19 protein-coding genes and 2 tRNA genes are annotated in these 23,036 nt (G+C 51.4%); 13 read left to right on the forward strand and 8 right to left on the reverse strand.

Annotated elements, in window-relative coordinates; translation table 11 throughout:
- Positions 1 to 70: 70 nt before the first annotated feature.
- Positions 71 to 1,549: a sensor domain-containing diguanylate cyclase gene (locus ACTS9Y_RS02465; RefSeq protein WP_442584430.1), complete on the forward strand. Its 1,479-nt coding sequence runs from the start codon at positions 71 to 73 to the stop codon at positions 1,547 to 1,549.
- A 12-nt stretch (positions 1,550 to 1,561) separates the two neighbouring features.
- Here ACTS9Y_RS02465 and mutM read toward each other — a convergent pair whose 3' ends face one another.
- The 5 genes from mutM to ACTS9Y_RS02490 are packed head-to-tail and all read right to left on the reverse strand — an operon-like array spanning position 1,562 to position 6,510.
- Complete coding sequence (gene mutM, locus ACTS9Y_RS02470; RefSeq protein WP_442584431.1) at positions 1,562 to 2,398, reverse strand: bifunctional DNA-formamidopyrimidine glycosylase/DNA-(apurinic or apyrimidinic site) lyase; 837 nt, start codon at positions 2,396 to 2,398, stop codon at positions 1,562 to 1,564.
- Between the two features lie 5 nt (positions 2,399 to 2,403).
- Positions 2,404 to 3,312: a DUF4340 domain-containing protein gene (locus ACTS9Y_RS02475; protein ID WP_442584432.1), complete on the reverse strand. Its 909-nt coding sequence runs from the start codon at positions 3,310 to 3,312 to the stop codon at positions 2,404 to 2,406.
- 42 nt (positions 3,313 to 3,354) lie between these two features.
- The gene (locus ACTS9Y_RS02480; protein WP_442584433.1) at positions 3,355 to 4,740 is read right to left on the reverse strand and encodes a GldG family protein; all 1,386 of its coding nucleotides are present in this window, start codon (positions 4,738 to 4,740) and stop codon (positions 3,355 to 3,357) included.
- A 29-nt stretch (positions 4,741 to 4,769) separates the two neighbouring features.
- Complete coding sequence (locus ACTS9Y_RS02485; RefSeq protein ID WP_442584434.1) at positions 4,770 to 5,513, reverse strand: ABC transporter permease; 744 nt, start codon at positions 5,511 to 5,513, stop codon at positions 4,770 to 4,772.
- Positions 5,514 to 5,556: 43 nt separating this feature from the next.
- The gene (locus ACTS9Y_RS02490; protein WP_442584435.1) at positions 5,557 to 6,510 is read right to left on the reverse strand and encodes an ATP-binding cassette domain-containing protein; all 954 of its coding nucleotides are present in this window, start codon (positions 6,508 to 6,510) and stop codon (positions 5,557 to 5,559) included.
- Positions 6,511 to 6,815: 305 nt separating this feature from the next.
- Between ACTS9Y_RS02490 and ACTS9Y_RS02495 the strand changes: the two genes are divergently transcribed.
- From ACTS9Y_RS02495 to pth, 8 genes are all read left to right on the forward strand, one after another.
- Positions 6,816 to 8,522 carry a tetratricopeptide repeat protein gene (locus ACTS9Y_RS02495; protein ID WP_442584436.1) on the forward strand — a complete coding sequence of 569 codons (1,707 nt, stop codon included), beginning with the start codon at positions 6,816 to 6,818 and terminating at the stop codon, positions 8,520 to 8,522.
- Positions 8,522 to 9,154 carry a lipoprotein insertase outer membrane protein LolB gene (gene lolB / locus ACTS9Y_RS02500; RefSeq protein WP_442584437.1) on the forward strand — a complete coding sequence of 211 codons (633 nt, stop codon included), beginning with the start codon at positions 8,522 to 8,524 and terminating at the stop codon, positions 9,152 to 9,154. The genes ACTS9Y_RS02495 and lolB overlap by 1 nt, the downstream gene beginning before the upstream one ends.
- Positions 9,155 to 9,200: 46 nt before the next feature.
- Entirely contained in the window at positions 9,201 to 10,670 is a 1,470-nt protein-coding gene (locus ACTS9Y_RS02505; RefSeq protein ID WP_442584438.1) for a surface-adhesin E family protein, read from the forward strand.
- Positions 10,671 to 10,767: 97 nt separating this feature from the next.
- Positions 10,768 to 11,643: a 4-(cytidine 5'-diphospho)-2-C-methyl-D-erythritol kinase gene (gene ispE, locus ACTS9Y_RS02510; RefSeq protein ID WP_442584439.1), complete on the forward strand. Its 876-nt coding sequence runs from the start codon at positions 10,768 to 10,770 to the stop codon at positions 11,641 to 11,643.
- Positions 11,644 to 11,680: 37 nt separating this feature from the next.
- Positions 11,681 to 11,757, forward strand: a tRNA-Gln gene (locus ACTS9Y_RS02515).
- Between the two features lie 126 nt (positions 11,758 to 11,883).
- Positions 11,884 to 12,819, forward strand: a complete 936-nt coding sequence (locus ACTS9Y_RS02520; protein ID WP_442586891.1) for a ribose-phosphate pyrophosphokinase — start codon at positions 11,884 to 11,886, stop codon at positions 12,817 to 12,819.
- A gap of 177 nt (positions 12,820 to 12,996) precedes the next feature.
- Positions 12,997 to 13,614 (forward strand): 50S ribosomal protein L25/general stress protein Ctc, encoded by a 618-nt coding sequence (locus ACTS9Y_RS02525; protein WP_442584440.1) that lies wholly within the window; start codon positions 12,997 to 12,999, stop codon positions 13,612 to 13,614.
- Positions 13,615 to 13,743: 129 nt separating this feature from the next.
- Complete coding sequence (pth, locus tag ACTS9Y_RS02530) at positions 13,744 to 14,316, forward strand: aminoacyl-tRNA hydrolase (protein ID WP_442586892.1); 573 nt, start codon at positions 13,744 to 13,746, stop codon at positions 14,314 to 14,316.
- Between the two features lie 39 nt (positions 14,317 to 14,355).
- On the opposite strand, the gene katG is transcribed toward pth, so the two are convergent.
- Both katG and ACTS9Y_RS02540 read right to left on the reverse strand, forming a co-directional pair.
- Positions 14,356 to 16,563: a catalase/peroxidase HPI gene (katG, locus tag ACTS9Y_RS02535; RefSeq protein WP_442584441.1), complete on the reverse strand. Its 2,208-nt coding sequence runs from the start codon at positions 16,561 to 16,563 to the stop codon at positions 14,356 to 14,358.
- 212 nt (positions 16,564 to 16,775) lie between these two features.
- Positions 16,776 to 17,129 carry a hypothetical protein gene (locus tag ACTS9Y_RS02540; RefSeq protein WP_442584442.1) on the reverse strand — a complete coding sequence of 118 codons (354 nt, stop codon included), beginning with the start codon at positions 17,127 to 17,129 and terminating at the stop codon, positions 16,776 to 16,778.
- Between the two features lie 222 nt (positions 17,130 to 17,351).
- Here ACTS9Y_RS02540 and ACTS9Y_RS02545 point away from each other — a divergent pair, with 222 nt between their 5' ends.
- A complete protein-coding gene (locus tag ACTS9Y_RS02545) occupies positions 17,352 to 18,287 on the forward strand; it encodes a LysR substrate-binding domain-containing protein (RefSeq protein WP_442584443.1) in 936 nt (311 codons plus the stop codon).
- Between the two features lie 9 nt (positions 18,288 to 18,296).
- Here ACTS9Y_RS02545 and ACTS9Y_RS02550 read toward each other — a convergent pair whose 3' ends face one another.
- Positions 18,297 to 21,068 (reverse strand): bifunctional diguanylate cyclase/phosphodiesterase, encoded by a 2,772-nt coding sequence (locus ACTS9Y_RS02550; RefSeq protein WP_442584444.1) that lies wholly within the window; start codon positions 21,066 to 21,068, stop codon positions 18,297 to 18,299.
- 184 nt (positions 21,069 to 21,252) lie between these two features.
- On the opposite strand from ACTS9Y_RS02550, the gene ychF reads away from it, so the two are divergent.
- The 3 genes from ychF to ACTS9Y_RS02565 all read left to right on the forward strand — a co-directional run bounded on the left by ychF (position 21,253) and on the right by ACTS9Y_RS02565 (position 22,964).
- Entirely contained in the window at positions 21,253 to 22,338 is a 1,086-nt protein-coding gene (ychF, locus tag ACTS9Y_RS02555; RefSeq protein WP_442584445.1) for a redox-regulated ATPase YchF, read from the forward strand.
- Between the two features lie 81 nt (positions 22,339 to 22,419).
- Positions 22,420 to 22,496, forward strand: a tRNA-Met gene (locus ACTS9Y_RS02560).
- Between the two features lie 171 nt (positions 22,497 to 22,667).
- Positions 22,668 to 22,964, forward strand: coding sequence for a hypothetical protein (locus tag ACTS9Y_RS02565; protein WP_442584446.1), 297 nt, complete (start codon positions 22,668 to 22,670; stop codon positions 22,962 to 22,964).
- Positions 22,965 to 23,036: the final 72 nt, after the last annotated feature.

The following is a 23,036-nucleotide window of genomic DNA, read 5'->3' on the forward strand; positions in this document are numbered from 1 at the left end:
TCCAGTTAACAAAAAAGTATGGCATTCGCGATAATGCCCGGGATTGTTTTTTTCACTCAGCAAGAAACTTATGGTAGTTAACAAGCGGTTTTACACCATCCTTCTTAGCGTCATTGTATTGACGGGCTTTCTGGCGACTAGCCTGATCGGTTACTTTGTCGCCAAAGACTCACTGACTGAGCGTCTGCAGCAAGAGATGCTGCCACTCACCAGCGACAATATCTACTCAGAGATCCAGCGTGATTTATTGCAGCCCCTGCTGATTTCTTCACTGATGGCGAATGATGTATTTGTGTTTGACTGGGTCAACAGTGGCGAAAAAGACGCCAGCAAGATGACCAGCTATCTGGCCCAGATCCAGAAAAAATATAACACCATCACCGCCTTCTTTATCTCTGAAAAATCCAGGTTTTATTATCACCCTTCAGGTGTGCTTAAAAAAGTCTCAGAAGCCAATGAAGATGAGAGCTGGTATTTCGAGGCAAAAAAATCCCCTAATCCGTATGTAATTAATATTGATCACGATACCGCTGACCAGCGCCGTTTAAGCATTTTCGTCAATTACCGCATTGAGGATAAATCCGGCAATTTTATCGGCATCATCGGGGTCGGGCTGGCGTTGCAATCAGTGGTTGAACTGATAGAAAACTACCAGAAACGCTATGGCCGCGAAATTTACTTTGTGAACCGTCAGGGCGAGGTCATGCTGCGCAGCAGTCAGTATCATTCCGAGCTGCACGACAAAAACAAGGCGGCACTGGATAAAGCGTTTGTCAAAATCCTGACTTCACCCAGCGCCTCATTTTCATTTCAAACCAATAATGGCAGCACGCTCTACCTCAACAGCCGGCTGGTGCCCGAGTTTGACTGGTATCTGATCGTGGAACAGGTCAATGACCCGAGTTCAGAGCGTATTGAAAAGGCGTTTATCATCAACATGACCGTGGCCTTGGTGATCAGCGTGATCGTCTTGTTGCTGGCGCATTTTGCAGTGCGTGGCTACCATGAAAGACTGGAAGCGATGGCAACGCAGGATAAACTGACGGGTGCCACCAGCCGCCAGGTATTTGAGTTTTATTTCAAACAGGCGGTTGCACGCTGCAAACGCCGTGACGAACCGTTGTCTTTAGTCCTGCTGGATATCGACCTTTTCAAGCTGATCAATGACACTTATGGCCATCAGGCAGGCGACCTGGTGTTGACCCGTATTGCGCAATTGATCAAATCTCATGTGCGTGAGGAAGATATTGTGTGCCGCTGGGGCGGTGAGGAATTCCTGCTGCTACTGTCAGGTTGCGATATTGACCGTGCCCGCGGCATCACAGAAATCATCCGCGCCGCAGTGGCTGGCCTGCAATTTCACTTTAATAACCAGGTGGTCAGAGTGACCATCAGTGCCGGTTTGGCTGAGATGCAGCAAAGTGAAGCGTTTGCACAGGTGGTAGAACGTGCAGACCATCACCTGTATGAAGCCAAACATGCCGGACGCAACTGCATCAAGCCTGATGGCGAGACGGATAACACATCCGGCCTGTTGCAGGCTGGTTGAGGAAAGTTAGCGTTAAGCCACTGTGCGAGGCTGACAGCTCGCGCAGTAAAAAGTGGAGCGCTGACCCAAACGGATAGTGCGGATCAGCTGCCCACAGACCCGGCAAGGCTCTCCTGTGCGACCATAGACATAATACGTCTGCTGGAAATAACCAGGGTTGCCATCTGCACCAAAAAAATCCCGCAAACTGCTACCCCCGGCGGCTAATGCCGCGTGCAATGTCGCCTTGATTTCTGCCACCAGTAACTGGCATTGCAATAATGTCAGTTGCTTCGAAGGTGTTTCCGGGTGGATACGCGCGCGGAATAAGGACTCGCTGGCATAAATATTCCCGACACCGACCACGATATGCGCATCCATGATGGTCGGTTTGATTGCAGCATTGCGTGAGCGTAACTGTTGAAACAAATATTCGCTATCGAATGCATCATCCAGCGGTTCCGGCCCCAGGCTACTCAGTAAAGGGTGCTGCGAAGGTTCCTGATCCAGCCATAATACCGCGCCAAAGCGCCGTGGGTCGCGCAGGCGGATCACACGACCGTCTTCAAACGCGATATCGACATGGTCATGCTTCTCGTGCGGAAAGTAGCGCTCCAGCAGGCACAGCCGGCCAGACATGCCTAAATGCAGCAACAACACGCCTTTGCGGGTGCTGTCGCCAACCTCGATCAGGATATATTTGGCCCTTCGCGTTAGCTGCAATACGCGCTGACCTTGCAGATGCTGTGGCAGATCGGCGGGAATCGGCCAGCGCAGGCCATGATGGCGGATAGTCACCTCGCGTATGCGCGCGCCCTGAACCGGCAACAAGCCCAGGCGGGTGACCTCTACCTCGGGTAATTCAGGCATGGCGGTTATTTGCTCTTGGGTGCCTGGATATTGACCGGCGGGTTAACCATGGTAAAGCCGACATCATTGGGGAAGTGATAAATAATGCCTTCATCCGGGCGTGCCAGCAGGTATTCCGGCGACTCCTGGATTTTATCAAAGTGTACTTTTTTGCCGTCGCGCAACACGACTTCGAATGAAGGATAAGTTTGTTTACGATCCGGCGTATACACTTCAACAGACGTGGCCTGCGCTTGGGCCCAGGTAAAATCCAGCCACTCATTCATCTCATTCTGGGTCGGCTTGGCTTTAGGGTCATTGGCCGACCATTTGCCATCGCTAGCCAGTTGCACCTTTAGCGCATTCTCTTCCCATTGCTCCAGATGCGCGAGGTCAAAGCCTGCTAGCTGCTTGCGTTCTGACGGAGAGAGCGGGCTTTTATCTATCATCTCGATCGGTTGTGTCGCCGCCGCTTCGCTATATTGCCCTGCCAGCAAAAACACATTACCCGCATAACCCACATATTGTTCTTCTGTCACCGGATTGTGCGTGCCAAAAATAAACACTTGCTCGCCTTGCTTGCCTGACAAAGTCACTTTTAACTCCGGTTGATCCAGCCCATATTTGGCAGCATCCTGCAATGGCAATCTGGCGGCGCTGGTCGCGGCAATCACAGATAGGGCTCGCTGGACAGACATCTGGTCTGCGCGGGCGGCATACGGCTTACGCATCATCCAGTAAGCATTCTGCCGCTCAAAAATAGTCGGTGCCTTGGCGGGGAATTCAATCTTCAACGTATCAGCATCGGCCATTTTGAGCGTAGACACCTCAAACCTGGCGCTGACTGCTTTTTCTGCTGGCTTGAAATGCAGGAAAAGCGCAATTCCGACCACCACTGCCAGCAGCAACAAGTTCAATATCCATCTTTTTTTCATTGCAGGCAACTCCGTCCGCGATACGACTTTAATAACTCAAACTCAGGCTTTGCGACGTTTCCACCACAAGAACATGCCCGCAATCAGAATAATGACCGGCAAGACATATTGCGTGCCATACCCCACAATCAGCGCGGCAATCGAGCCGGAAGGGATATTAATATTGATATCTTTCAATGGCATCGGCTGGATAGTGATCAGGCGGTCATCGCCCGCCAGCCAGTTGATGATATTGATGCCCAGATCGAGGTTACCGCCATTGGTGATAAAGGTGTTCGCCAGGAAGTTGGCATTACCGATCACCACCACACGCTGGCCTTTTTTGCCATATTGACGTTCCAGAGCCACGCCGATATTGATAGGGCCTGGTTTATCCTTGCCATGGTCAAAACTGACTTTCAGGTTCTGAGCCCCGGCAGGAATCTTGTCTGATTCCAGCCAGCCGTTTTGTGCCACATCAATCAGGCGCCCTACTTTCCAGCCCAGGTCGTCTGACGCGTGGCCATCGACTTCATGTGCTTCAGGGAACACGGTACGCAACATAAAGTTACGCGTGATCGGGTGGTCGCCATACCTGTTGGCGAATGACATCTTAGGGTCAGCGCCGTATTGTTCAGCCGTGCGGTCTACCACCATGCCTTGCGACACTTTAATGCCCAGGTAATCAGCAACTTCCTGCAAACCACGCAGGTTGTCATCATCCAGCAACCAAAGTACGTTGCCACCGGCCTCGATATAGGCTTTGATTTTTTTGGCTTCTACTGCACTCACATCGACCTGCGGCGCAGCGATCACCAGCATGGAGCCGTTGGCCGGCACTTGTTGTGCAATGGTCAGATCAGGGTTGGCAAATTTAAAGCCTTTGCTTTCCAGCTGTTTGCCAAACTCGCCCAGGTCGTGATTCTTCACGCCTTGCAGCAAGCGTTCACCATGCCCATCCAGATACATGACCGGCTGGTTATTGGTGCGTGACAGACGCACCAGCAAGTTGGTCATTTCCTGCTCGGCAAACGGCGGGTTGATATGCTCGCTACGCTTGTTGTATTCAACGATAGTTTCTCCATCGACCTTGACACCGGCTTCCTGCGCCAGCTTGGGCTCTTCGGAGGGATTGACGAAGGTAATGAAGACGTTTTTCTTTTCACGCTGGTAACGCGCAACGAAGTCTAGCATGCCCTTGCGGAAAGTATCTCCATTACTGGCGTCATCCTTGGTGGCGTAGACGGTAATATTGATATCACCTTCCATCTGCTTGAGCACATTGACACTGCCCTGGGTCAGGATATTGCGGTTTGCCTGAGTGATATCCCGTGTCCAGCGATATTGGCTGGAGAGGTAGCCCAGCATCACGATCAGGGCCAGGAACACCAGCACAAACATCCAGTTTTGTGCCAGCAACTGCAATCTTAACTTACGATTAATTTTCATAATGCTTTCAAACTTAGAATCAGGGCGCGTTAACCGCGCAGACGATCAGCATCCAGGCGACGGATGGTCAATGTCAAAAATGTCACGATAAACAATATAAAGAAGGCTAGGTCTGCAGTATCAATCAGCCCGCTGGCAAATGACTGAAAATGCGTAGAGAAAGAAAACTGCCCCGCGACATTGGTAGGATCATTGGCGAAAAAACGCCCTAAAATCATCAGGATAAAAGAAAAAATAAAGCTCAGGATGCCCGCGATGATAGGCTGGGAAGTCAGGCTGGAAAAATAAATCCCTAACGCACAAAAACTGCCCACCAGCAAAAACAGGCCTATGGTGTTAGCGATGATGTAGCCAAAATCGATATCCGACCACAGATTCAGGCTGGACAGCATCAGGCCTATATACAGAATGAGTGTCGCCAGGAACGCCATCAGACCTAAAAACTTGCCGACCACGATATCAGTAATCGATAACGGTGAGCTGAACAAAAACGGCATGGTCTGGCTGCGGCGCTCTTCAGCGATCAGCCGCATGGAAAGCAAGGGCACGGCGAACAACATGATAAATGACGCAGAACCATAGACACTCTGCGACACCGCTTGTGTGATACCAAAACGCTCCGCCGGGCGGATGGCACCGGAGGCGACATCCAGGTAGTCAGTGACGCCATTGGCAAAGTAATTACCAAACATGGCGGCGATGACTGCCAGAATGATCCACCCCATCGGTGAAGCGAACATGCTTTGCAGTTCTTTTCTTGCAATATTCAACATTGGTGGTCTTTCAACAAGTCTTTCAACATTAAGTGGTCTTGCATTACGCCGCTTTAGGCAGTTCTGCAGAAGTGGTCGCGTCTTGATAGGTCAACTGGACGAAGACATCTTCCAGGCTGGTTTGGTCAGGCGCGATATGATACAAGCCCCAGCCTTGTTTCACTGCGGCCTGCACGATCGCTTCGTGCGGCTGGCTGCCTTCATGGAAGCGGATACGCCATAAGCCATCTGCGGGCTCGGCTTCCGCCACGCCTTCAATCGCCAAAAGTTGTGCAACATCCGGCACCTGACGCAAGCCTACCAGCAGCTTGTTACCGATACGCTGCTGCTTGAGCACATCAATACCGCCATTGAACACCAGTTTGCCTTTATCGATGATCTGCACATGGTCACAGACCATTTCGACTTCCGGCAGGATATGGGTAGACACAATGACACTATGTTCCTGGCCGATCTCCTTGATCAGGGCGCGGATATCGCGGATCTGGATAGGATCCAGGCCTACGGTAGGTTCATCGAGGATCACAACCATGGGGTTATGAATAATAGCCTGGGCAATGCCCACACGCTGCTGGTAACCGTTAGACAGGTTTTCGATCAGGCGCTTGCTCATATGCGTCAAACCACAGCGCTCTTTCGCATGCTCAACCGCCCTTTTAACATGCTTGCTGGCGACATTGTGCAGGCGCGCCGCAATGGTCAGGTATTCATCAACCGTGAATTCTTTATATAAGGGGCGCATTTCAGGCAGGTAGCCAATCAAAGCCTTGGCTTCTTTCGGGCTTTCTATCATATCGATACCACAGATTTTGACGCTGCCGGCACTCGGTGCAAGATTACCGGTCAGCATTTTCATGGTAGTGGATTTACCAGCGCCATTCGGGCCCAGAAAACCTAGCACCTGGCCCTGTTGCAGGCTGAAAGTCACATCGCTCACCGCCGCGCGCCCCCCATAAAGACGGGTCAATTCAATTGCTTCTACTGTCAAATTTGCCATAATTCTTCCACACACTTACTCACCTGAAGATACCCGGAACGACTACTTATGACCGGCTGGGTTATATACCAGTCCATAAATCCCAAAGTAAATTCCTAGACAAAGTTTTCACCAAAAAGTTATAGTGACATACACGACGTTTTTACCTGCATCAAGACGCCAATTACAATTCAGTTACAAATCGCACATTATGGATGAACTTGCAGCAACTGTCACGGACTAAACTAAAATTCAGCCTTACTTTTACCCGCTTCGTGACCCTCACTGCAGCCGCCATTACCAGACTTATTAAACAGGAATCCAGTATGCCTCAAACCCGCCATCCCAAGCTAAAACCTACCTTATTGCGCCGCCCGGTGTTGGCGCTGTGGCTTGCGTTAATGGCGACTCCAGTCTGGTCTGCCAGCACCACTGCAACAATGACTACACCGACTGCCGAATTCGTCTACAAATACCTGCTTGGTGAAGTCGCCGCCCAGCGCGGTGAGTTTGTGCTGGCCAGCCAGCTGTTCCTGGATCTGGCCAAACAGACGCGCGACCCTTTGCTTGCTGAACGCGCTACTCAGGCCGCGACCATTGCACGGGCGCCGCAACTGGCTTTGCCTTCCGCAGAGTTGTGGTCAGAACTGGTGCCGGACTCATTGCCTGCAGCACAAGCGGCCAGCCAGTTGCTGATCGCCAATGGTGAACTGAAAAAAGCCGAGCCCAAGATCCAGAAAGTGCTGACTGATGAGCGTATTCGCCCTGGGGCGTTTATGGAACTGAACAGCCTGATGATGCGTGTCACAGACAAAAACAGTGTGTTGGAAACCATACAGCGCCTGGCAAAGCCTTACCCGAAATTGCCAGAAGCCCATTTTGCCATCTCACAGGCCGCCTACTTTGCGCGCAATGAAGCCCTGATGGAAAAAGAGCTGAAAGAAGCTTCCAAACTGCGCCCGGGCTGGGAAGCCCCGGCGCAAATCCGCGGCCAGATGCTGAGCGAGAAAGACCCGCAAAAAGGCATTGCCTACTATCGCGAGTTCCTGGAATCACATCCCGATGCTGACCAGATCAGGTTGGCATTGGCGCGCACCTTGCTCATCCAGAAAAACGCCGCCGATGCCAAAGTCGAGTTCACCAAACTGGTAGAAAGACACCAGAACAATCCGGAAATGAACGTCATTGTTGGCTTACTGGCACTGGATGCGAAAGAATATGAGTTTGCGGACCGTTATCTGCAACATGCACTGGACGTAGGCTTTAAGGAACCAAACAGGGTTTACTTTAATTTAGGCCGCTCTGCTGCAGAACAGCACGATGATGCGCGCGCCCTGCAATGGTTTGACAAAATTGGCGATGGTGAACAGTTCCTGGCTGGCAGGTTCGCCGCCGCGGCTATCATTTCCCGCCGCGATGGTGTCGATGCCGCAATCACCATGCTGGACAACGTCAACGGGCTCAGTGCCGAACAGCAGACATTACTGGTGCAAAACCAGGCACTGATGCTTAACCAGGCCAAGCGCACTGACGAAGCCTATACCTTGCTCGAAAAAGCCGTGCAGAAATATCCGGAAAGCCCTGAGCTTTTATATGATTACGCACTGAATGCCGAGCGCGTGGGTAATTTCAAGGTCATGGAAGATACTTTAAATAAGGTCATCAAACTCAAACCGGACTTTGCTGCCGCCTATAATGCGTTGGGTTATTCGTATGCTGACCGCAACATTAATCTGGTAGAAGCCAAAAACCTGATTGAAACGGCGACTAAGCTCTCCCCGGAAGATCATTACATCATGGATAGCCTGGGCTGGGTTTATTACAGACTGGGCGATATTGGCCACGCCACTGAGCAATTGCGCCGTGCCTACGCTATCCAGCAGGACCCTGAAATTGCTGCCCACCTGGCCGAGGTATTATGGAAACAGGGCCAGCGCGAAGAAGCCAAAGACATCCTGGACAGAGCCCTGTCTGCCAATCCAGATAACGAAGTGCTGGCCTCCACCGCGCAGAAACTGAAATCCAACCTGTAATGCGTACGCTGCACCTGTCGATTCCCCAGGTCTGGGGCAAAATAGCTGCGACCTGTATGCTCGCATGCAGCGTGATTGCTTGCAGCACTGTGCCTAAACCGCCGGTGAGCCAGACCGCCAACAGCGCTGCGCAACAACGCATGCAAACACTGGCAGCTGTGCAGCAGTTTTCGCTCGAAGCCAAGCTGGCCGTGCAATATAGCGGCAAAGGCTATACCGCGCGGCTGGAGTGGCAGCATACAGGTCAGGAAGACCATATGCGGATCTTCAGCCCGCTGGGACAGCAGGTGGCGCTGATCCATCGCACCGCCCAATCAGTGACGCTGACAGACCAGAGTGGCAAACAACACCATGCCGCCGATGTCGCCAGCCTGACCGAACGTCTGCTAGGCTGGCGGTTGCCGCTGGCTGGCCTAAGCCAATGGATATTGGGTATCCCGCATACGGCCAGCCCTTACCAGGCCAGCTATCTCGCCAGTGGTGAACCCGCCACACTGACACAGGATGACTGGCGTATAGAATATGAGGATTACCAGACAACAGCACTGAACGGCCTCTCCGAGTCACTGCCATTCACCACCCGCTTGCAACAACAGGATGTCAGGCTGAAACTGGTGATTCAGCATTGGTAAGCTGAACTAACCGCCCATCAGGCATCCAGCCGCGCTGGCATCAGCCTTGCCGAAAAACGCTGCGTTTTTAGCTAAAGATTCAGCGCCAGCTGTCGATAATGGCACTATGAGCCGTTATCTGTTTTCGCCCACCTACTTCCGTTTCTGGTTAGCTTCCAGCCTGCTGATTGTCGCCTGCTTGCAGCCTGTGCATTGCAATGCCGCGCAATGGCTGTCGATCAAGAAAACAGATGCCAACCAGTTGATGGTCGATAAACAGTCGCTGGTCGAAGAAAAAGCCTATATTAAAGCCTGGGTGAAAGTGGATTACCGCGAGCCGCAGAAAAATGTGGAATCAGTAGACCGCGTGTACAACCACGCCAAAGCCTTATGGTATTTTGATTGCGCCAAGCGCAAAGCCGCCACCATCCAGGTGTTCCAGTATGATCAGGGCGAATTGGTCTACTCTGCAGGCACTACACTTAAGCAGGCCGATTTTATTGAGCCATTGCCTGACTCCGAAGTAGAGATCACCCAACAATACGCCTGCAAATGGCAAGCCAAGGAAAAGCAGCGTGCCGAAGCCGCCGCCAACCGTGCCGCCAACCCAATCAAACCCGCCGTTGCCAGTGATAAAGATAAACCGGCCGCGACTAACAGCGTGGCCGAGCCAGCAGCTACAGCGCCTGCCGAAGAAAAACCTGCCGTAAAAGCAGATGACAAGAGTGCGCCCGCAGCAAAACCGGCCACTGAGAAACCTGCAGCTAAAGATCCATTAGTCAAGGATCCGCTAGCCAAAGACCTGGCCACTAAAAAGGCTGAGGCAGAGCCTGGTAAAGACAAAGCTGCAAAAGGCAATAAAGAAGATAAATCGTGGGCCTATAGTGGCGCGCGCGGCCCTGAAAAATGGGGCAGCCTCAACCCTGACTATGCGGTGTGTAACGCAGGTAGCCAGCAATCGCCGATCAATGTCGACAATACGATCACCGCTGCACTCAAGCCAATCAAACGTTTGCAGAAATTCCCGCTGAAAAACATCGCGCTGAAAGATCACAGCCTGATCCTAGATGCGGGTAGCGGCAACATGATGGTGCTGGATCAAAAGCCATACCAGCTGAAATACATCAGTGTACATGCGCCCTCCGAGCACCAGATCAAACAGAAATCCTATGCGGCAGAACTGCAAATGGTACATGAAGACAAAGCCGGGCATCGCGTGATCATTGCCGTGATGCTGGAAGAAGGCGCAGCCAACAGCACTATAGAGACGCTGCTGAATAGTATTCCGAAAGAAAAAGAGCAAAGCAAAGCACTGGCTATCCGCATCACCCCGGCAGATTTAATGCCCGCAAAACCGGCTTATTACCGCTATACCGGCTCGTTGACATCGCCGCCTTGCACCGAAGGCGTACAGTGGATCATCATGAAAGAACCATTGAAAATAGCCAAAGGGCAACTGACCAGCTTGCAACAGGCGATAGGTGAACCTAATTTGCGCCCACTCCAGGATAGCCAGGGCCGCATGATACTGGAGTAGCACGCGGGCTTTGGAACTCAGCGCGTTTGAACAAGACTTAGATTGTTTGAATACGCTTTGATTCTTCAACCCCGGGCGCATGCTTTACAATAGCGGCATGGATGCTTCCTTATATTTTGCCCCGTGCAAACTCAACCTGTTTCTACATATCACCGGCCGCCGCGCAGATGGCTACCATGCCTTGCAAAGCATTTTCCTGCTGCTCGATCATGGTGATGACCTGCGCATCAGCCTGCGCACCGATGGACAACTCCTGCTGCAAAACCCTTTGCCGGGCGTACTGCCGGAACATGACCTGACCATACGCGCAGCGCGCGCGTTGCAAACAGCAAGCGGCTGCCAGCTCGGTGCCGAGATCCACTGCACCAAACGCACGCCCATGGGTGGCGGCCTGGGCGGTGGCAGTTCAGATGCGGCGACAGTCCTGCTGGCGCTTAACCAGTTATGGCAATTAGGCTACACACGCCAGCAACTGATGCAGATTGGATTAACGCTGGGCGCAGATGTACCGGTCTTTATTTTCGGCCAGCCTGCCTGGGCAGAAGGCGTGGGCGAACAGCTTTCTACGGTTTCTTTACCGCCTGAGGTCATGGATAAATATTATGTAGTGATGACCCCGCAGATACAGGTGCCGACAGCACAAATATTTGCGCATCAAGCATTGACAAGAGATTCAAAACCATTGAGAATAGCGGACTTTTCAAACGGCGCTAATTCCAGCGCGTTCTGGCAGCAAACCAGAAACGATATGGAAGCAGTTGTTTGTGCACTCTACCCTGAAGTTAATCATACGTTAACCTGGTTAAAACAATACGGCGATGCCCGCATGAGTGGTTCCGGCGCTTCGGTATTCGTTGCGGTAGACAGTGCAGAAAAAGCATATGAATTGATTGCAAATCGACCAGAAAACACTTCTGGTTTTTGGGCAAAAGGGTTAAAATACCATCCGCTTTTCAGCTCAGCGAAAGATTAAGTCGCGCAGCTGATCAAGCGGTAGTAAGACAAGTTATTGGGGAGTCGCCAAGCTGGTTAAGGCACCGGATTTTGATTCCGGCATGCGAAGGTTCGAATCCTTCCTCCTCAGCCAAATATAAAGCGTGTAGATTTAAAAATTTACACGCTTAAATTTTTTGTAGATTCCTGTCTCTGGCAGGAATTCGGGTTTTAAGACATCGTTTTCGCTGAAAAGGGTACAACGTTGAGTAACGCCAACATGATGGTTTTTACCGGCAATGCCAATCCGGTACTGGCACAAGAAGTTGCCACGCATTTGGGCATTGAACTAGGGCGCGCTGATGTTGGCCGTTTTTCAGATGGTGAAATCATGCTCGAACTGCTGGAGAACGTACGCGGCCGCGATGTATTCGTGCTGCAATCCACCAGCTACCCGACCAATGACAGCCTGATGGAAGTGATGGTGATGGTTGACGCATTGCGTCGCTCATCCGCCGGACGGATTACCGCCGCTATCCCCTACCTGGGTTATTCGCGTCAGGACAGGCGCCCGCGCTCTGCCCGTGTAGCGATCACGGCCAAAGTCGTGGCGAACATGCTGACCAGCGTCGGTGTGAACCGCCTGCTGACCATGGATCTGCATTCAGACCAGATTCAGGGCTTCTTTGATATCCCGGTCGATAACATTTACGCCACGCCGATCTTGCTGGATGACCTGGTAGAACAGAAGTATGACAACCTGGTAGTGGTTTCACCGGACGTGGGTGGTGTCGTACGTGCCCGTGCTGCTGCCAAACAATTGAATGCCGACCTGGCGATTATTGATAAACGTCGCCCAAAAGCGAATGTGGCCAAGGTCATGAATATCATTGGTGAGGTCGAAGGCCGCACCTGCGTCATCATGGATGACATGGTAGATACGGCAAACACCCTGTGTGAAGCCGCGGCTGCCCTTAAAAACCAGGGCGCATTAAAAGTGGTTGCATACGCCACGCACCCGGTGCTGTCTGGTGGCGCTGGTGAGCGCATCATGGCATCCGAGCTGGATGAGCTGGTCGTGACCAACACCATTGCATTGAACACCAATGCACAGAACTGTCCAAAGATACGCCAGTTGAGTGCCGCTACCTTGCTGGCAGAAACCATCAAGCGTATCAGCCAAGAAGAATCCGTTTCTTCGCTATTTATGGATTGAAAATCCATAAATTAAGTTTAGATAGCATGGATTAAAAATCCATAAATCAATTTAGATGGCATGGATCAAGGCTTCAATAGCCTCTGGGATCAAAGATCAGATTTACACCACCTGCTGGTCGCGGCGGGTGGATTTTAGTGTAGTGCCACCATTCATGGTGTTTTTAGGAGTTCTCAAATGAGTATTGAAATTAAAGCCGTCAAACGTGACGTTAAAGGTACGGGTGCGAGCCGCCGCCTGCGTCGCGCTGGCAATGTGCCAGGTGTAGTGTATGGTGGTGAGCAGCCTGCTGTTTCCATCGAGTTTGATCACAAAGAACTGTTTCTGCAATTCCGCCACGAAGCGTTCCACGCTTCTATCCTGAGCCTGGTGCTGGATGGCAAAGCAGAAAGCGTGTTATTGCGTGATTACCAACTGCACCCGGTGCGTAATACGATTCAGCACATCGACTTCCAACGTGTGTCTGCTTCAGAAAAAATCCACGTTAAAGTGCCTTTCCACTTCGTTAACGAAGAAGCTGCACCTGGCGTAAAACTGGGTGGCGGTAGCATCTCACACATCCAGACTGAAGCTGACATCAGCTGCCTGGCAAAAGACCTGCCAGAGTTCATCGAAATCGATCTGAGCAACCTGGAAACAGGCCACTCTGTACACTTGTCCGAAGTGAAACTGCCTAAAGGCGTTGAGTTCGTACAACTGGCACACGGTGATGACGCAGCGATCGCAACGATTCTGAAACCACGCGGTGGTGACGACTCAGCAGCCGCTGAAGTAGAAGCACCAGCAGCGGAATAATCGGCCTAACCGTCGTTTTAACGCTAAAATAAACGCGCACAACTTTGTGCGCGTTTTTTTATGGGTACGATTTCTTCTTTATCGCTGCGGCATTAAAGCTGCGCGATTTTAATGATTAAAGACAATGGCATGAACGGGATTAAATTAATTGTAGGCTTGGGCAATCCGGGCGAAAAGTACACCATGACCCGGCACAATGCGGGCTTCTGGCTGGTCGATTTGCTGGCACAACAATCCGCCAGCCGCCTGGCTGTTGAAGCCAAACTATTTGGCATCGCCGGCAAATGGCAACCGCATAGTGATAAATGGTTACTCAAACCGACCACCTTTATGAATGCCAGCGGCAAGTCCGTTGCTGCACTCGCCAATTACTACAAAATCACGCCGGCCGAGATTCTGGTAGTGCATGATGAGCTCGACCTACCGCCCGGTCAGGCCAAGCTGAAATTTGGCGGCGGCCATGGCGGACACAACGGCCTGCGCGATATCCATGCCGCCTTGAACACCGCAGACTACTGGCGCCTGCGCTTGGGCATAGGCCACCCGGGCAACAAGGCAGAGGTCGTGAATTATGTGCTGAAAGCAGCCGGTAAAGAGGAACAGCAGGCGATTGATGACAGCATCATCAAATCCACCACCGTGACTGACCTGCTGGCGCAAGGACAATTTGAAAAAGCCATGCTGCAATTGCATAGCAAATAAAAAAAGGCGCACAAAGGCGCCCTTTTCCCCAGTTATAATTTAAAAGCGATCCGCTTCCATCACTTTGCTCCATGCCTTTACAAAGTCATTGACCAGTTTTTTCTGTCCGTCATTTGCACCATAGATTTCCGCCACGGCACGCAACTCTGCATGAGACCCAAAAATCAAATCGACAGGTGTCGCCGTCCACTTGACCTGTCTGGTTTTGCGATCCAGGCCCTCATACAACCCTTCGGTGGCAGACTTTTTCCACTCGGTAGACATATCCAGCAGATTGACAAAAAAGTCATTGCTTAATGTGCCGGCACGGCTGGTAAATACGCCATGCCTGATACCGTTGGCATTTGCATCCAGCACACGCAATCCGCCAACCAGCACCGTCATTTCCGGCACTGTCAGATTCAATGTGCTGGCTTTTTCGACCAGCATTTCCGCCGGAGACAGCCGGCTTTCCACCGTGTAATAGTTACGGAAACCATCCGCAGTGGGTTTCAGGTAGTTAAAAGACTGTTCGTCGGTTTGCGCTTGTGCCGCATCCGTACGCCCGGGTTTGAACGGCACCTTCACCTTCACGCCGGCTTTTTGTGCCCCCTGCTCAACTGCGGCATTGCCACCCAGCACGATGACATCTGCCAGCGAGACCTTTTTCCCACCGGTCAATTTCTGGTTGAAAGCGTGTTGTACCTGCTCCAGCTTTGCCAGCACCTTTTGCAATTCGACCGGATTATTGGCTTCCCACGTTTTTTGTGGAGCGAGACGTATACGTGCGCCATTAGCTCCTCCACGCATATCGGTGCCACGGAAGGTCGAAGCAGACGCCCAGGCAGTCCTGATCAGCTCAGGGCCGGTCAAGCCACTGGCAAGAATCGCTGATTTGAGTTTTGCCACTTCCCCGGCATTGATAACAGGATGATTCAGCGCTGGCAATGGGTCCTGCCAGATAAGTATCTCTTGCGGCACCTGTTTACCCAAATAGCGTGCACGCGGCCCCATATCACGATGTGTAAGCTTGAACCAGGCCTTAGCAAAGGCCAGTTGGTACTCTTCCGGATGTTTCCAGAAACGCATGGCGATTTCCTGGTAGACAGGGTCAACCTTCAGTGCCAGATCGGTGGTAAACATAATCGGTGCATGGCGTTTTTGCGGGTCATGCGCATCCGGCACGAACTTCACCTGATCCTCATTTTTTGGCACCCATTGAATGGCGCCTGCCGGGCTCTTGGTTTGTACCCAATCAAAGCTGAACAGGTTATCCAGATATTGCGTCGTCCATTTGGTCGGATTCACCGACCAGGCACCTTCGAGGCCGCTGGTGACAGCATCCCCCCCGTGACCCGTGCCGCATTTATTTTGCCAGCCCAGGCCTTGCTGCTCTATGGGCGCGGCAGCGGGCTCCTTGCCCATACACTCTTCCGGCTTGTGCGCGCCATGCGCCTTACCAAAGGTATGACCACCCGCAATCAAAGCCACTGTTTCTTCATCGTTCATGGCCATCCGGGCAAATGTTTCGCGGATATCTTTGGCCGCCAGCAGTGGGTCAGGGTTACCATTAGGGCCTTCAGGATTCACATAGATCAATCCCATCTGTACGGCTGCCAGCGGCTTCGCCAGCACACGATTACCCGAATAGCGTTTATCCTCCATAAATGCTTTCTCCGGACCCCAGTCGACGATTTCTGCTTCCCAGTCATCCATGCGTCCACCGGCGTAGCCAAAGGTTTTAAAACCCATGGATTCAAGCGCGACATTGCCGCTCAGCACCATCAGGTCCGCCCACGACAACTGGCTGCCATATTTGGCTTTTACCGGCCACAGCAACCGGCGCGCCTTATCTAGGCTGACGTTATCAGGCCAACTGTTCAAGGGTTCAAATCGTTGCTGGCCTCCGTTCGCCCCGCCCCGCCCGTCAAACACTCGGTACACACCGGCGCTATGCCAGGCCATACGGATAAAGAACGGCCCATAATGTCCATAATCTGCCGGCCACCATGCCTGCGAGGTTTTCATGACTTGTTCAATATCCTTTTTGACAGCGGCTACATCCAGTTTCTGGAACTCTTTGGCATAGTTAAACTGTTGCCCCATCGGGTTGGATTCCTGCCCATGCTGGCGCAATGGACGTAAATCCAACTGTTCTGGCCACCAGAACTGGTTCTTGCTTTCTGTCATCGCTGATACCGGGCTGGCGAAAAGAGCAGTCACAAGCGCCAAGGCAACCGCAGATCGCAATAAATTATTTTTCTTCATATTGGTGCTCCTCTGATCCGAAAGAATTGCATGGTGCGTATACACCACGCAGATGCAAAATTTCTTTTTGCATCTTTTTTAGATTAAGTTGAATGGAGGTCAGACGCCTTCTGCGAAATGCCCTGTCACCGGGTAAGCAATTTAATGATTACCAACACAGCATAATCAGCAGCATGGCTTGCAGAAGGCGCGCCCTTCACATTAACCACGGGCTAATTGACAACAGAGGCCTGGCCAGAAGCGGCATGGGTGACTGGATTGCTCAGGCGATAATCCGCCTGGCGGCTCATCACTCCCTGAATAAAGCCATCTCTGGCGGCATCCACATTGGGAATGTTGCCAGGCGCTACTTCGGTCTGCCGCGGGAAAATACCGAAAATACTTCTGGCCCCAATCGCCAGCGACTTGTCCACATTCGGTATGTCACCCGCCGGGACTTCAGTTAAACGGGTGAATTTCGCCAATATCGTATTGGCACCGATTGCCAGGTTGCTATCAGCGGTCACCTCGCCGGCACTCACAGAAACAGCACAAGCCATTAACACAGCTGTCATGGTCATTTTCATATCCATCTCCTAAAAAGAAATAGCACATCGCTATGGCTGTCATTAAATCTTCAGGGAGAAAGCTTGTGAAATTGATAGTTTGAATCTGCCCATTGATAACAGAAATAGCACGCACTCTCCGTCATGCGTTCTAATTCACTGTATGGCGCAGGGATAGGAACTACTCCTGACGCAAGTTCAATGAATTACTGATAGGAGAATTAGCGCTTTACGCAGGCCTTAATGACCGCAGAAATTTATGATGTCTATGATCAGGGCAGGACCCGGGAGGATATAAAAGCAATGAATCTAAGAGACTTACAATATTTGGTCGCGGTGGCGGAGCACAAGAACTTCAGTAAAGCGGCAGAATATTGCACAATCAGCCAGCCAACTTTAAGCAATCAGATCAGAAAACTTGAAGCCTATCTGAACATCCAGATCTTCGAGCGCGACCCGCACCTATTGCGCATCACGCCTGTAGGCGCAGAAATCATCGGCATTGCCAAAACAATTACCGACCATGCAGAAAGGATACGTGGCATTGCGCGCATTGCCTCACGCACGCATGTCAACAAAATCATTATGGGCGGATTCCCGACCCTGGCAAACTATGTGTTTCCCGAATACGTATTTCGCCTCAAACAACATTTTGAAGACTTGAAGATACAGCTGATTGAAGAAAAAACAGATGCCTTGATCCAACTGTTGCGGGAAAGAAAAATCGATGTGGCTTTACTGGCGTTGCCGGTTGAGCAAGAGGCGCTTGAAGGTCTTGCCTTGTTTGATGACCCGTTTTACGTGGCGCTCCCCTATGATCATATGCTGGCAGATCGCACCAGTATCGATGTGGATGAGTTGATCGATCAACCCCTGCTATTACTGGATGAAGGGCACTGCTTGCGTTCACAGATCTTGAAACTATGCTCAACCAAACAGGTAAGTGATGATGATTTCAGGGCCGCCAGCCTGGAGACCCTGCGCGTGATGGTTAAACACGGCCTGGGAATTACGCTGATGCCCAGCGTCGCCATTGATGAAGATGAGTCAGATATACGCTACGTACCACTGAGTTGCCATACCTCACGCACCATAGGTTTGTTCTGGCATAAATCACATGAACGCGCCAAGTTTTTCCGGTCACTGGCTGAGATCATCTCCTACAAACCTATCCGTTAAGACGCCGAATCAGCGGATTGTCACGCCAGTTGGATACTGCTGCCACTGCTGCACCCAGGCGACAAACTCATCCGGGCGTAATGGTTGTGAGAAATAAAACCCCTGGCCGTGATCACAGCCCATGTCGCGCAAAATCTCCAGCTGGCGCAGGCTTTCTATGCCCTCGGCAATCACCTGCATGCCCAGGCTATGCGCCATCATGATAATGGCGCGGCATAAAGCGCCATCCTCACTTGAAGTCTCCAGCTCACGCACAAACGAGCGGTCGATCTTGACATAATCGATAGGGAATTTCTTTAAATAAGACAAGGCCGAATAGCCGGTGCCAAAATCATCCAGTGCCACCTGCACGCCCGCCTGCTGGTATTTTGCCAGCCGCTCGCTGACTTGTGTATTGGCATCCAGCAATAAACGCTCGGTGATTTCAACGACCACCATATTGCGCTCAGTCGTGCTATGCAAAATCTCTTTTAACCAGTCCCGCTGTTTTTTATATTCTGCAGCAAACTGTACCGGTGATTTGTTGATCGCCACCTGGAAATCGGGATTCAGTGATGCGCGCCATTGCCGGCATTGCTCAATCGCAGTTTTGAATACCCACTCGCCTATGGGCACGATCAGCAAAGTATCTTCGGCAATACCAATAAACTCCATCGGCGGGATCACGCCTTTGACCGGATGCTGCCAGCGTATCAACGCCTCTGCCTTGAGCACGGCATTGGTTTGCAGATTCACGACTGGCTGATACTCGAGGTAAAACTGCTGGCCGTTGATCGCCATATGCAAATCATGTGACAACTGCATGCGGCGCTCGGCGTGCTCCTGCATGCGTGGCGTAAAATAGGTGAAACAGTTGCCGCCCTTTTGCTTGGAAGCATACATGGCCTGGTCTACCCGCTTCATCAGGTCTTCTTTGTTGCTGGCATCATCCGGGAAGATCGCGATCCCCAGGCTGGCAGCCACATAGGCATGCGAATGTTCCAGCTTGAACGGCTCCGATAAACTATCAATGACTTTCTGGGCGATGTGTTCCACATAACTGGCATGCGCATCGCTGAGCATCAGCACAAACTCGTCACCACCCAGCCGCGCCACCAAGCCATTTTCGTCTATGCATTGGATCAGCCGGTGCCCGGCCTGTAGCAGCAAGCGATCACCCTGGTCATGCCCCTGCGAGTCATTCACCTCTTTAAAGCGGTCCAGGTCGAGGAAGATGATCGCCAACTTATGGTTATTCTGTTTGACCATGCGCAGTTGCTGGTCTAGCCGGTCAAAGAACATGCGGCGATTAGGCAGGCCGGTCAGCGTATCCACATTGGCGTATTGCCAGATCACCTCTTCAGATTGCTTGATCTTAGTGATGTCCGCCAGGGTGCCCAACAAGCGTATCGACGCACCCTGCTCGTCGCGTTTGAACACCATGCCGCGGTCAAACACCCATTTCCAGCTGCCATCTTTGCAAGCCATGCGATATTCCATCGCATAATGATCACGCTCGCCGCTCAGCACTTGTTGCAACATGGCCATCGCCGCCGGGTAGTCATTCTCATGGATACGCTTATGCCAGCTGGCCGGCTGGTGATCGAACTCATTAGGCAAAAAACCGAGCATGCTTTTCCAGCGATCAGAATACACAATGCGCGATTCAGGCACATACCAATCCCACAGGCCATCGCCGGTACTCTCCAGCGCCAGCATCCAGCGCTGCTCGCTGGTGTTGAATTCCTGGTTGAATTTATCCAGCGCCAGCTGGGTCTGGCTACGCGTCACTGCGAAATAAGCGATCCCGCCCAGCAATGCACTCAGAAAAACACCCAGCAAACCAATGCGGTTGGCCTGGCTGTAATCAATGACAGCCTCAAACGCCGGGGTAGAGCGCGCACGCAAACTCCACAGCTGGCCATTGATATTCAGCGCATGCGACATGCTGTAAACCGCAGTGATATCGTGCAGATAAGGCTCGTCATGACTATGGTACAACGGGGTTTGCCCGCGCCCGCGCATCTGGTCAAACACATCAAAATGTAATTGTTGCTGCTCGGTTGCATGCAGTGCTTCATGCAGAAAAGCGCCGACATCAAAGCGCAAAAACACCCAGCCGTTCAACATGCTTCTACGCTCGTCTGCCGGGATATCCACCAGCTTTCCGCGATAGACCGGCGCATGCAGCACATAGTTTTTTTGCGATGGCGCCAGCGTGTCGACCATCGAATGTGTAGACATCACCAGTCGCCCGCTGTCGCCCGCCGCCAGCAGATCATCACGCATTAAGGCATTGCCAAAAGTGTTTTTCAGCAACACTTCGCGATTGGCATCGTTGCGCGGCTCCACGTATAAGATGGGGGCGACCTCCTCAGTGCCGGACGCATAGCCGCCCTGCTTCAGCAACTGCTGGATAGGCATATCCAGGTCTCTAAAGGTCTCCGGTTGCTGCAGGTGGATATATTTGATAAAACCAATGGCGCTTAGACTATTGTCTTCCGGGCGCTCGGTAAAATCATCGACATAGAGTTTGAATTCATCCGCAGACACATGCTCGGAGGAAGTATAAAGCTGCTCTACGCCCTTCAGTATCTGGCGGTAAGCTTCTATGCGGTGCTGGATCTCATCGGCCGCAGAAATGACGGTTTGCTTGAACTGGATCGCCTGCAATGCTTCCGCATGGTGTCGCTCGCTCACCCACAGCAAAAAAGTGGTGAGCACCGCTCCTGAAAAGATCACCCCGGCGATCCAGCGCGACATTAAGAGCTGTCGCAGCGACGCCATATCTAAAAGAAACATTCCTCATCCTTATCCAGGAAGATTGATGACAATTTAATTATGTGCGCACAATCATGCACTGTAACGCCAAGCAATTGCAAGATACTTTTGTTGTTCCCCTTTACTAACGGTAAAATATCGTTTTTTACTCAATGCCAGCCGCAAAAAATATTCCGCGGCAGCACACACTGAAAGTCACGCCATTATGAAATGCGGTATTGTCGGCCTGCCAAACGTAGGCAAATCCACCCTGTTCAATGCGATCACCAAAGCAGGTATCGCCGCAGAAAACTACCCTTTCTGTACCATAGAACCTAACGTCGGCATTGTCGAAGTGCCAGACAACCGCCTGCAACCGCTGATCGACATCGTCAAACCGCAAAAAGTACAACCCGCCATTGTCGAGTTCGTCGATATTGCAGGGTTGGTCGCCGGTGCTTCCAAAGGCGAAGGTCTGGGTAACAAATTCCTGGCCAACATCCGTGAGACAGATGCCATTGCCCACGTCGTACGCTGTTTTGAAGACGGCAACGTCATTCACGTCGCAGGCAAAATCGACCCGTTGGCAGATATCGAAGTAATTAACACCGAACTCGCGCTGGCTGATATGGAAACAGTGGAAAAAACCATGCAGCGCGAAGGCAAAAAAGCCAAAAGTGGCGACAAAGATGCCATCGCCCTGGTCAAAGTGCTGGAAAAAGTGCTGCCTTGCCTCAACGAAGCCAAAGCCGTACGCACACTGAACCTGGATGCTGATGAACTCGCCTTGCTCAAACCGCTGTGCCTGATCACCGTCAAACCGGTGATGTACATCACCAACGTCATTGAAGGTGGCTTTGAAAACAACCCGCACCTGGACAAAGTCGTTGCCCTGGCAAAAACCGAAAAAGCACCTGTAGTCACCATCTGCGCTAAAATTGAAGGTGAGATCTCCGAACTGGACGAAGAAGACAAACTCCTGTTCCTGGAAGAACTCGGCCAGGAAGAACCAGGCCTCAACCGCGTCATCCGCGCCGCCTATGATCTGCTGGGCCTGCAAACCTACTTCACCGCCGGCGTACAGGAAGTACGCGCCTGGACTGTGAAAAAAGGTGCCACCGCCCCACAAGCCGCTGGCGTCATCCACACCGACTTCGAACGCGGTTTTATCCGTGCCGAAGTGATCGCCTACAACGACTACGTGCAATTCAAAGGTGAAAAAGGCTCGCAAGAAGCCGGCAAAATGCGCCTGGAAGGCAAAGAATACATCGTGCAAGACGGCGATGTCATGCACTTCAGGTTTAATGTTTAATTAAGCTGAAAAGACCAAGAAACTATATAAACCAATGTTGTCGTACCCAGACACAACTGCTATAATCGCGGTCTTTCAAATGGTGATGTAGCTCAGCTGGTTAGAGCACAGGATTCATAATCCTGGGGTCGAGGGTTCAAGTCCCTCTTTCACCACCAGATACAAAAACGGCTTCCAGAGATGGGAGCCGTTTTTATTTGTGCTATTGGCTAAACCATGTATGTGTTTGGGTGAATGCTAAATTTGCCTAGGAACTCTGGCAGCCACCTAAAAAGCTTTAGAATAGTGCGATTGAATTAATCTAAATATATTTCAAAGTAAACGTCTGCATGGAAATCAACAATAGTTTTGAATTAGAGTTTATTGCCTATTTTTCCATGCATCTGGAAAACTTCCATAGCGAACAACACCATCCCAAAGATACCAAACAAAGGGATCGTTATTCTCAATTGATCGCATTCATTAAAGAATCACCGTTTGAGAGTGCTTTGGAAAAGTACAGGCAAATATCCCTTGCAGATACTGACATCAGCTTTTTCGACGAGTCCACGATCAAGATGGCGCAGAGACTGGCAAGAATCGAAATGGATCTGCCTCTGGTCCTTGATACACAAGCTGATCATTAAAGCGCTCAATCCTGCAAAGTAGGCCAGCCATTAAGTTAATCGCCAATTTAGCCATCTCAGAAGATCTTAAGG

Origin of the sequence: Methylophilus sp. (genome assembly GCF_052173275.1) — a bacterium.
Lineage (GTDB): Bacteria > Pseudomonadota > Gammaproteobacteria > Burkholderiales > Methylophilaceae > Methylophilus.

Coding starts and splice junctions, on each gene's coding strand:
- pth (WP_442586892.1), top strand. CDS start 13,744: ATGAACGGGATTAAATTAATTGTAGGCTTGGGCAATCCGGGCGAAAAG.
- mutM (WP_442584431.1), bottom strand. CDS start 2,398: ATGCCTGAATTACCCGAGGTAGAGGTCACCCGCCTGGGCTTGTTGCCG.
- ACTS9Y_RS02490 (WP_442584435.1), bottom strand. CDS start 6,510: ATGGCAAATTTGACAGTAGAAGCAATTGAATTGACCCGTCTTTATGGG.
- ACTS9Y_RS02465 (WP_442584430.1), top strand. CDS start 71: ATGGTAGTTAACAAGCGGTTTTACACCATCCTTCTTAGCGTCATTGTA.
- ACTS9Y_RS02545 (WP_442584443.1), top strand. CDS start 17,352: ATGACCGCAGAAATTTATGATGTCTATGATCAGGGCAGGACCCGGGAG.
- ychF (WP_442584445.1), top strand. CDS start 21,253: ATGAAATGCGGTATTGTCGGCCTGCCAAACGTAGGCAAATCCACCCTG.
- ACTS9Y_RS02540 (WP_442584442.1), bottom strand. CDS start 17,129: ATGAAAATGACCATGACAGCTGTGTTAATGGCTTGTGCTGTTTCTGTG.
- katG (WP_442584441.1), bottom strand. CDS start 16,563: ATGAAGAAAAATAATTTATTGCGATCTGCGGTTGCCTTGGCGCTTGTG.
- ACTS9Y_RS02565 (WP_442584446.1), top strand. CDS start 22,668: ATGGAAATCAACAATAGTTTTGAATTAGAGTTTATTGCCTATTTTTCC.
- lolB (WP_442584437.1), top strand. CDS start 8,522: ATGCGTACGCTGCACCTGTCGATTCCCCAGGTCTGGGGCAAAATAGCT.
- ACTS9Y_RS02495 (WP_442584436.1), top strand. CDS start 6,816: ATGCCTCAAACCCGCCATCCCAAGCTAAAACCTACCTTATTGCGCCGC.
- ACTS9Y_RS02480 (WP_442584433.1), bottom strand. CDS start 4,740: ATGAAAATTAATCGTAAGTTAAGATTGCAGTTGCTGGCACAAAACTGG.
- ACTS9Y_RS02550 (WP_442584444.1), bottom strand. CDS start 21,068: ATGTTTCTTTTAGATATGGCGTCGCTGCGACAGCTCTTAATGTCGCGC.
- ispE (WP_442584439.1), top strand. CDS start 10,768: ATGGATGCTTCCTTATATTTTGCCCCGTGCAAACTCAACCTGTTTCTA.
- ACTS9Y_RS02485 (WP_442584434.1), bottom strand. CDS start 5,513: ATGTTGAATATTGCAAGAAAAGAACTGCAAAGCATGTTCGCTTCACCG.
- ACTS9Y_RS02525 (WP_442584440.1), top strand. CDS start 12,997: ATGAGTATTGAAATTAAAGCCGTCAAACGTGACGTTAAAGGTACGGGT.
- ACTS9Y_RS02475 (WP_442584432.1), bottom strand. CDS start 3,312: ATGAAAAAAAGATGGATATTGAACTTGTTGCTGCTGGCAGTGGTGGTC.
- ACTS9Y_RS02520 (WP_442586891.1), top strand. CDS start 11,884: ATGATGGTTTTTACCGGCAATGCCAATCCGGTACTGGCACAAGAAGTT.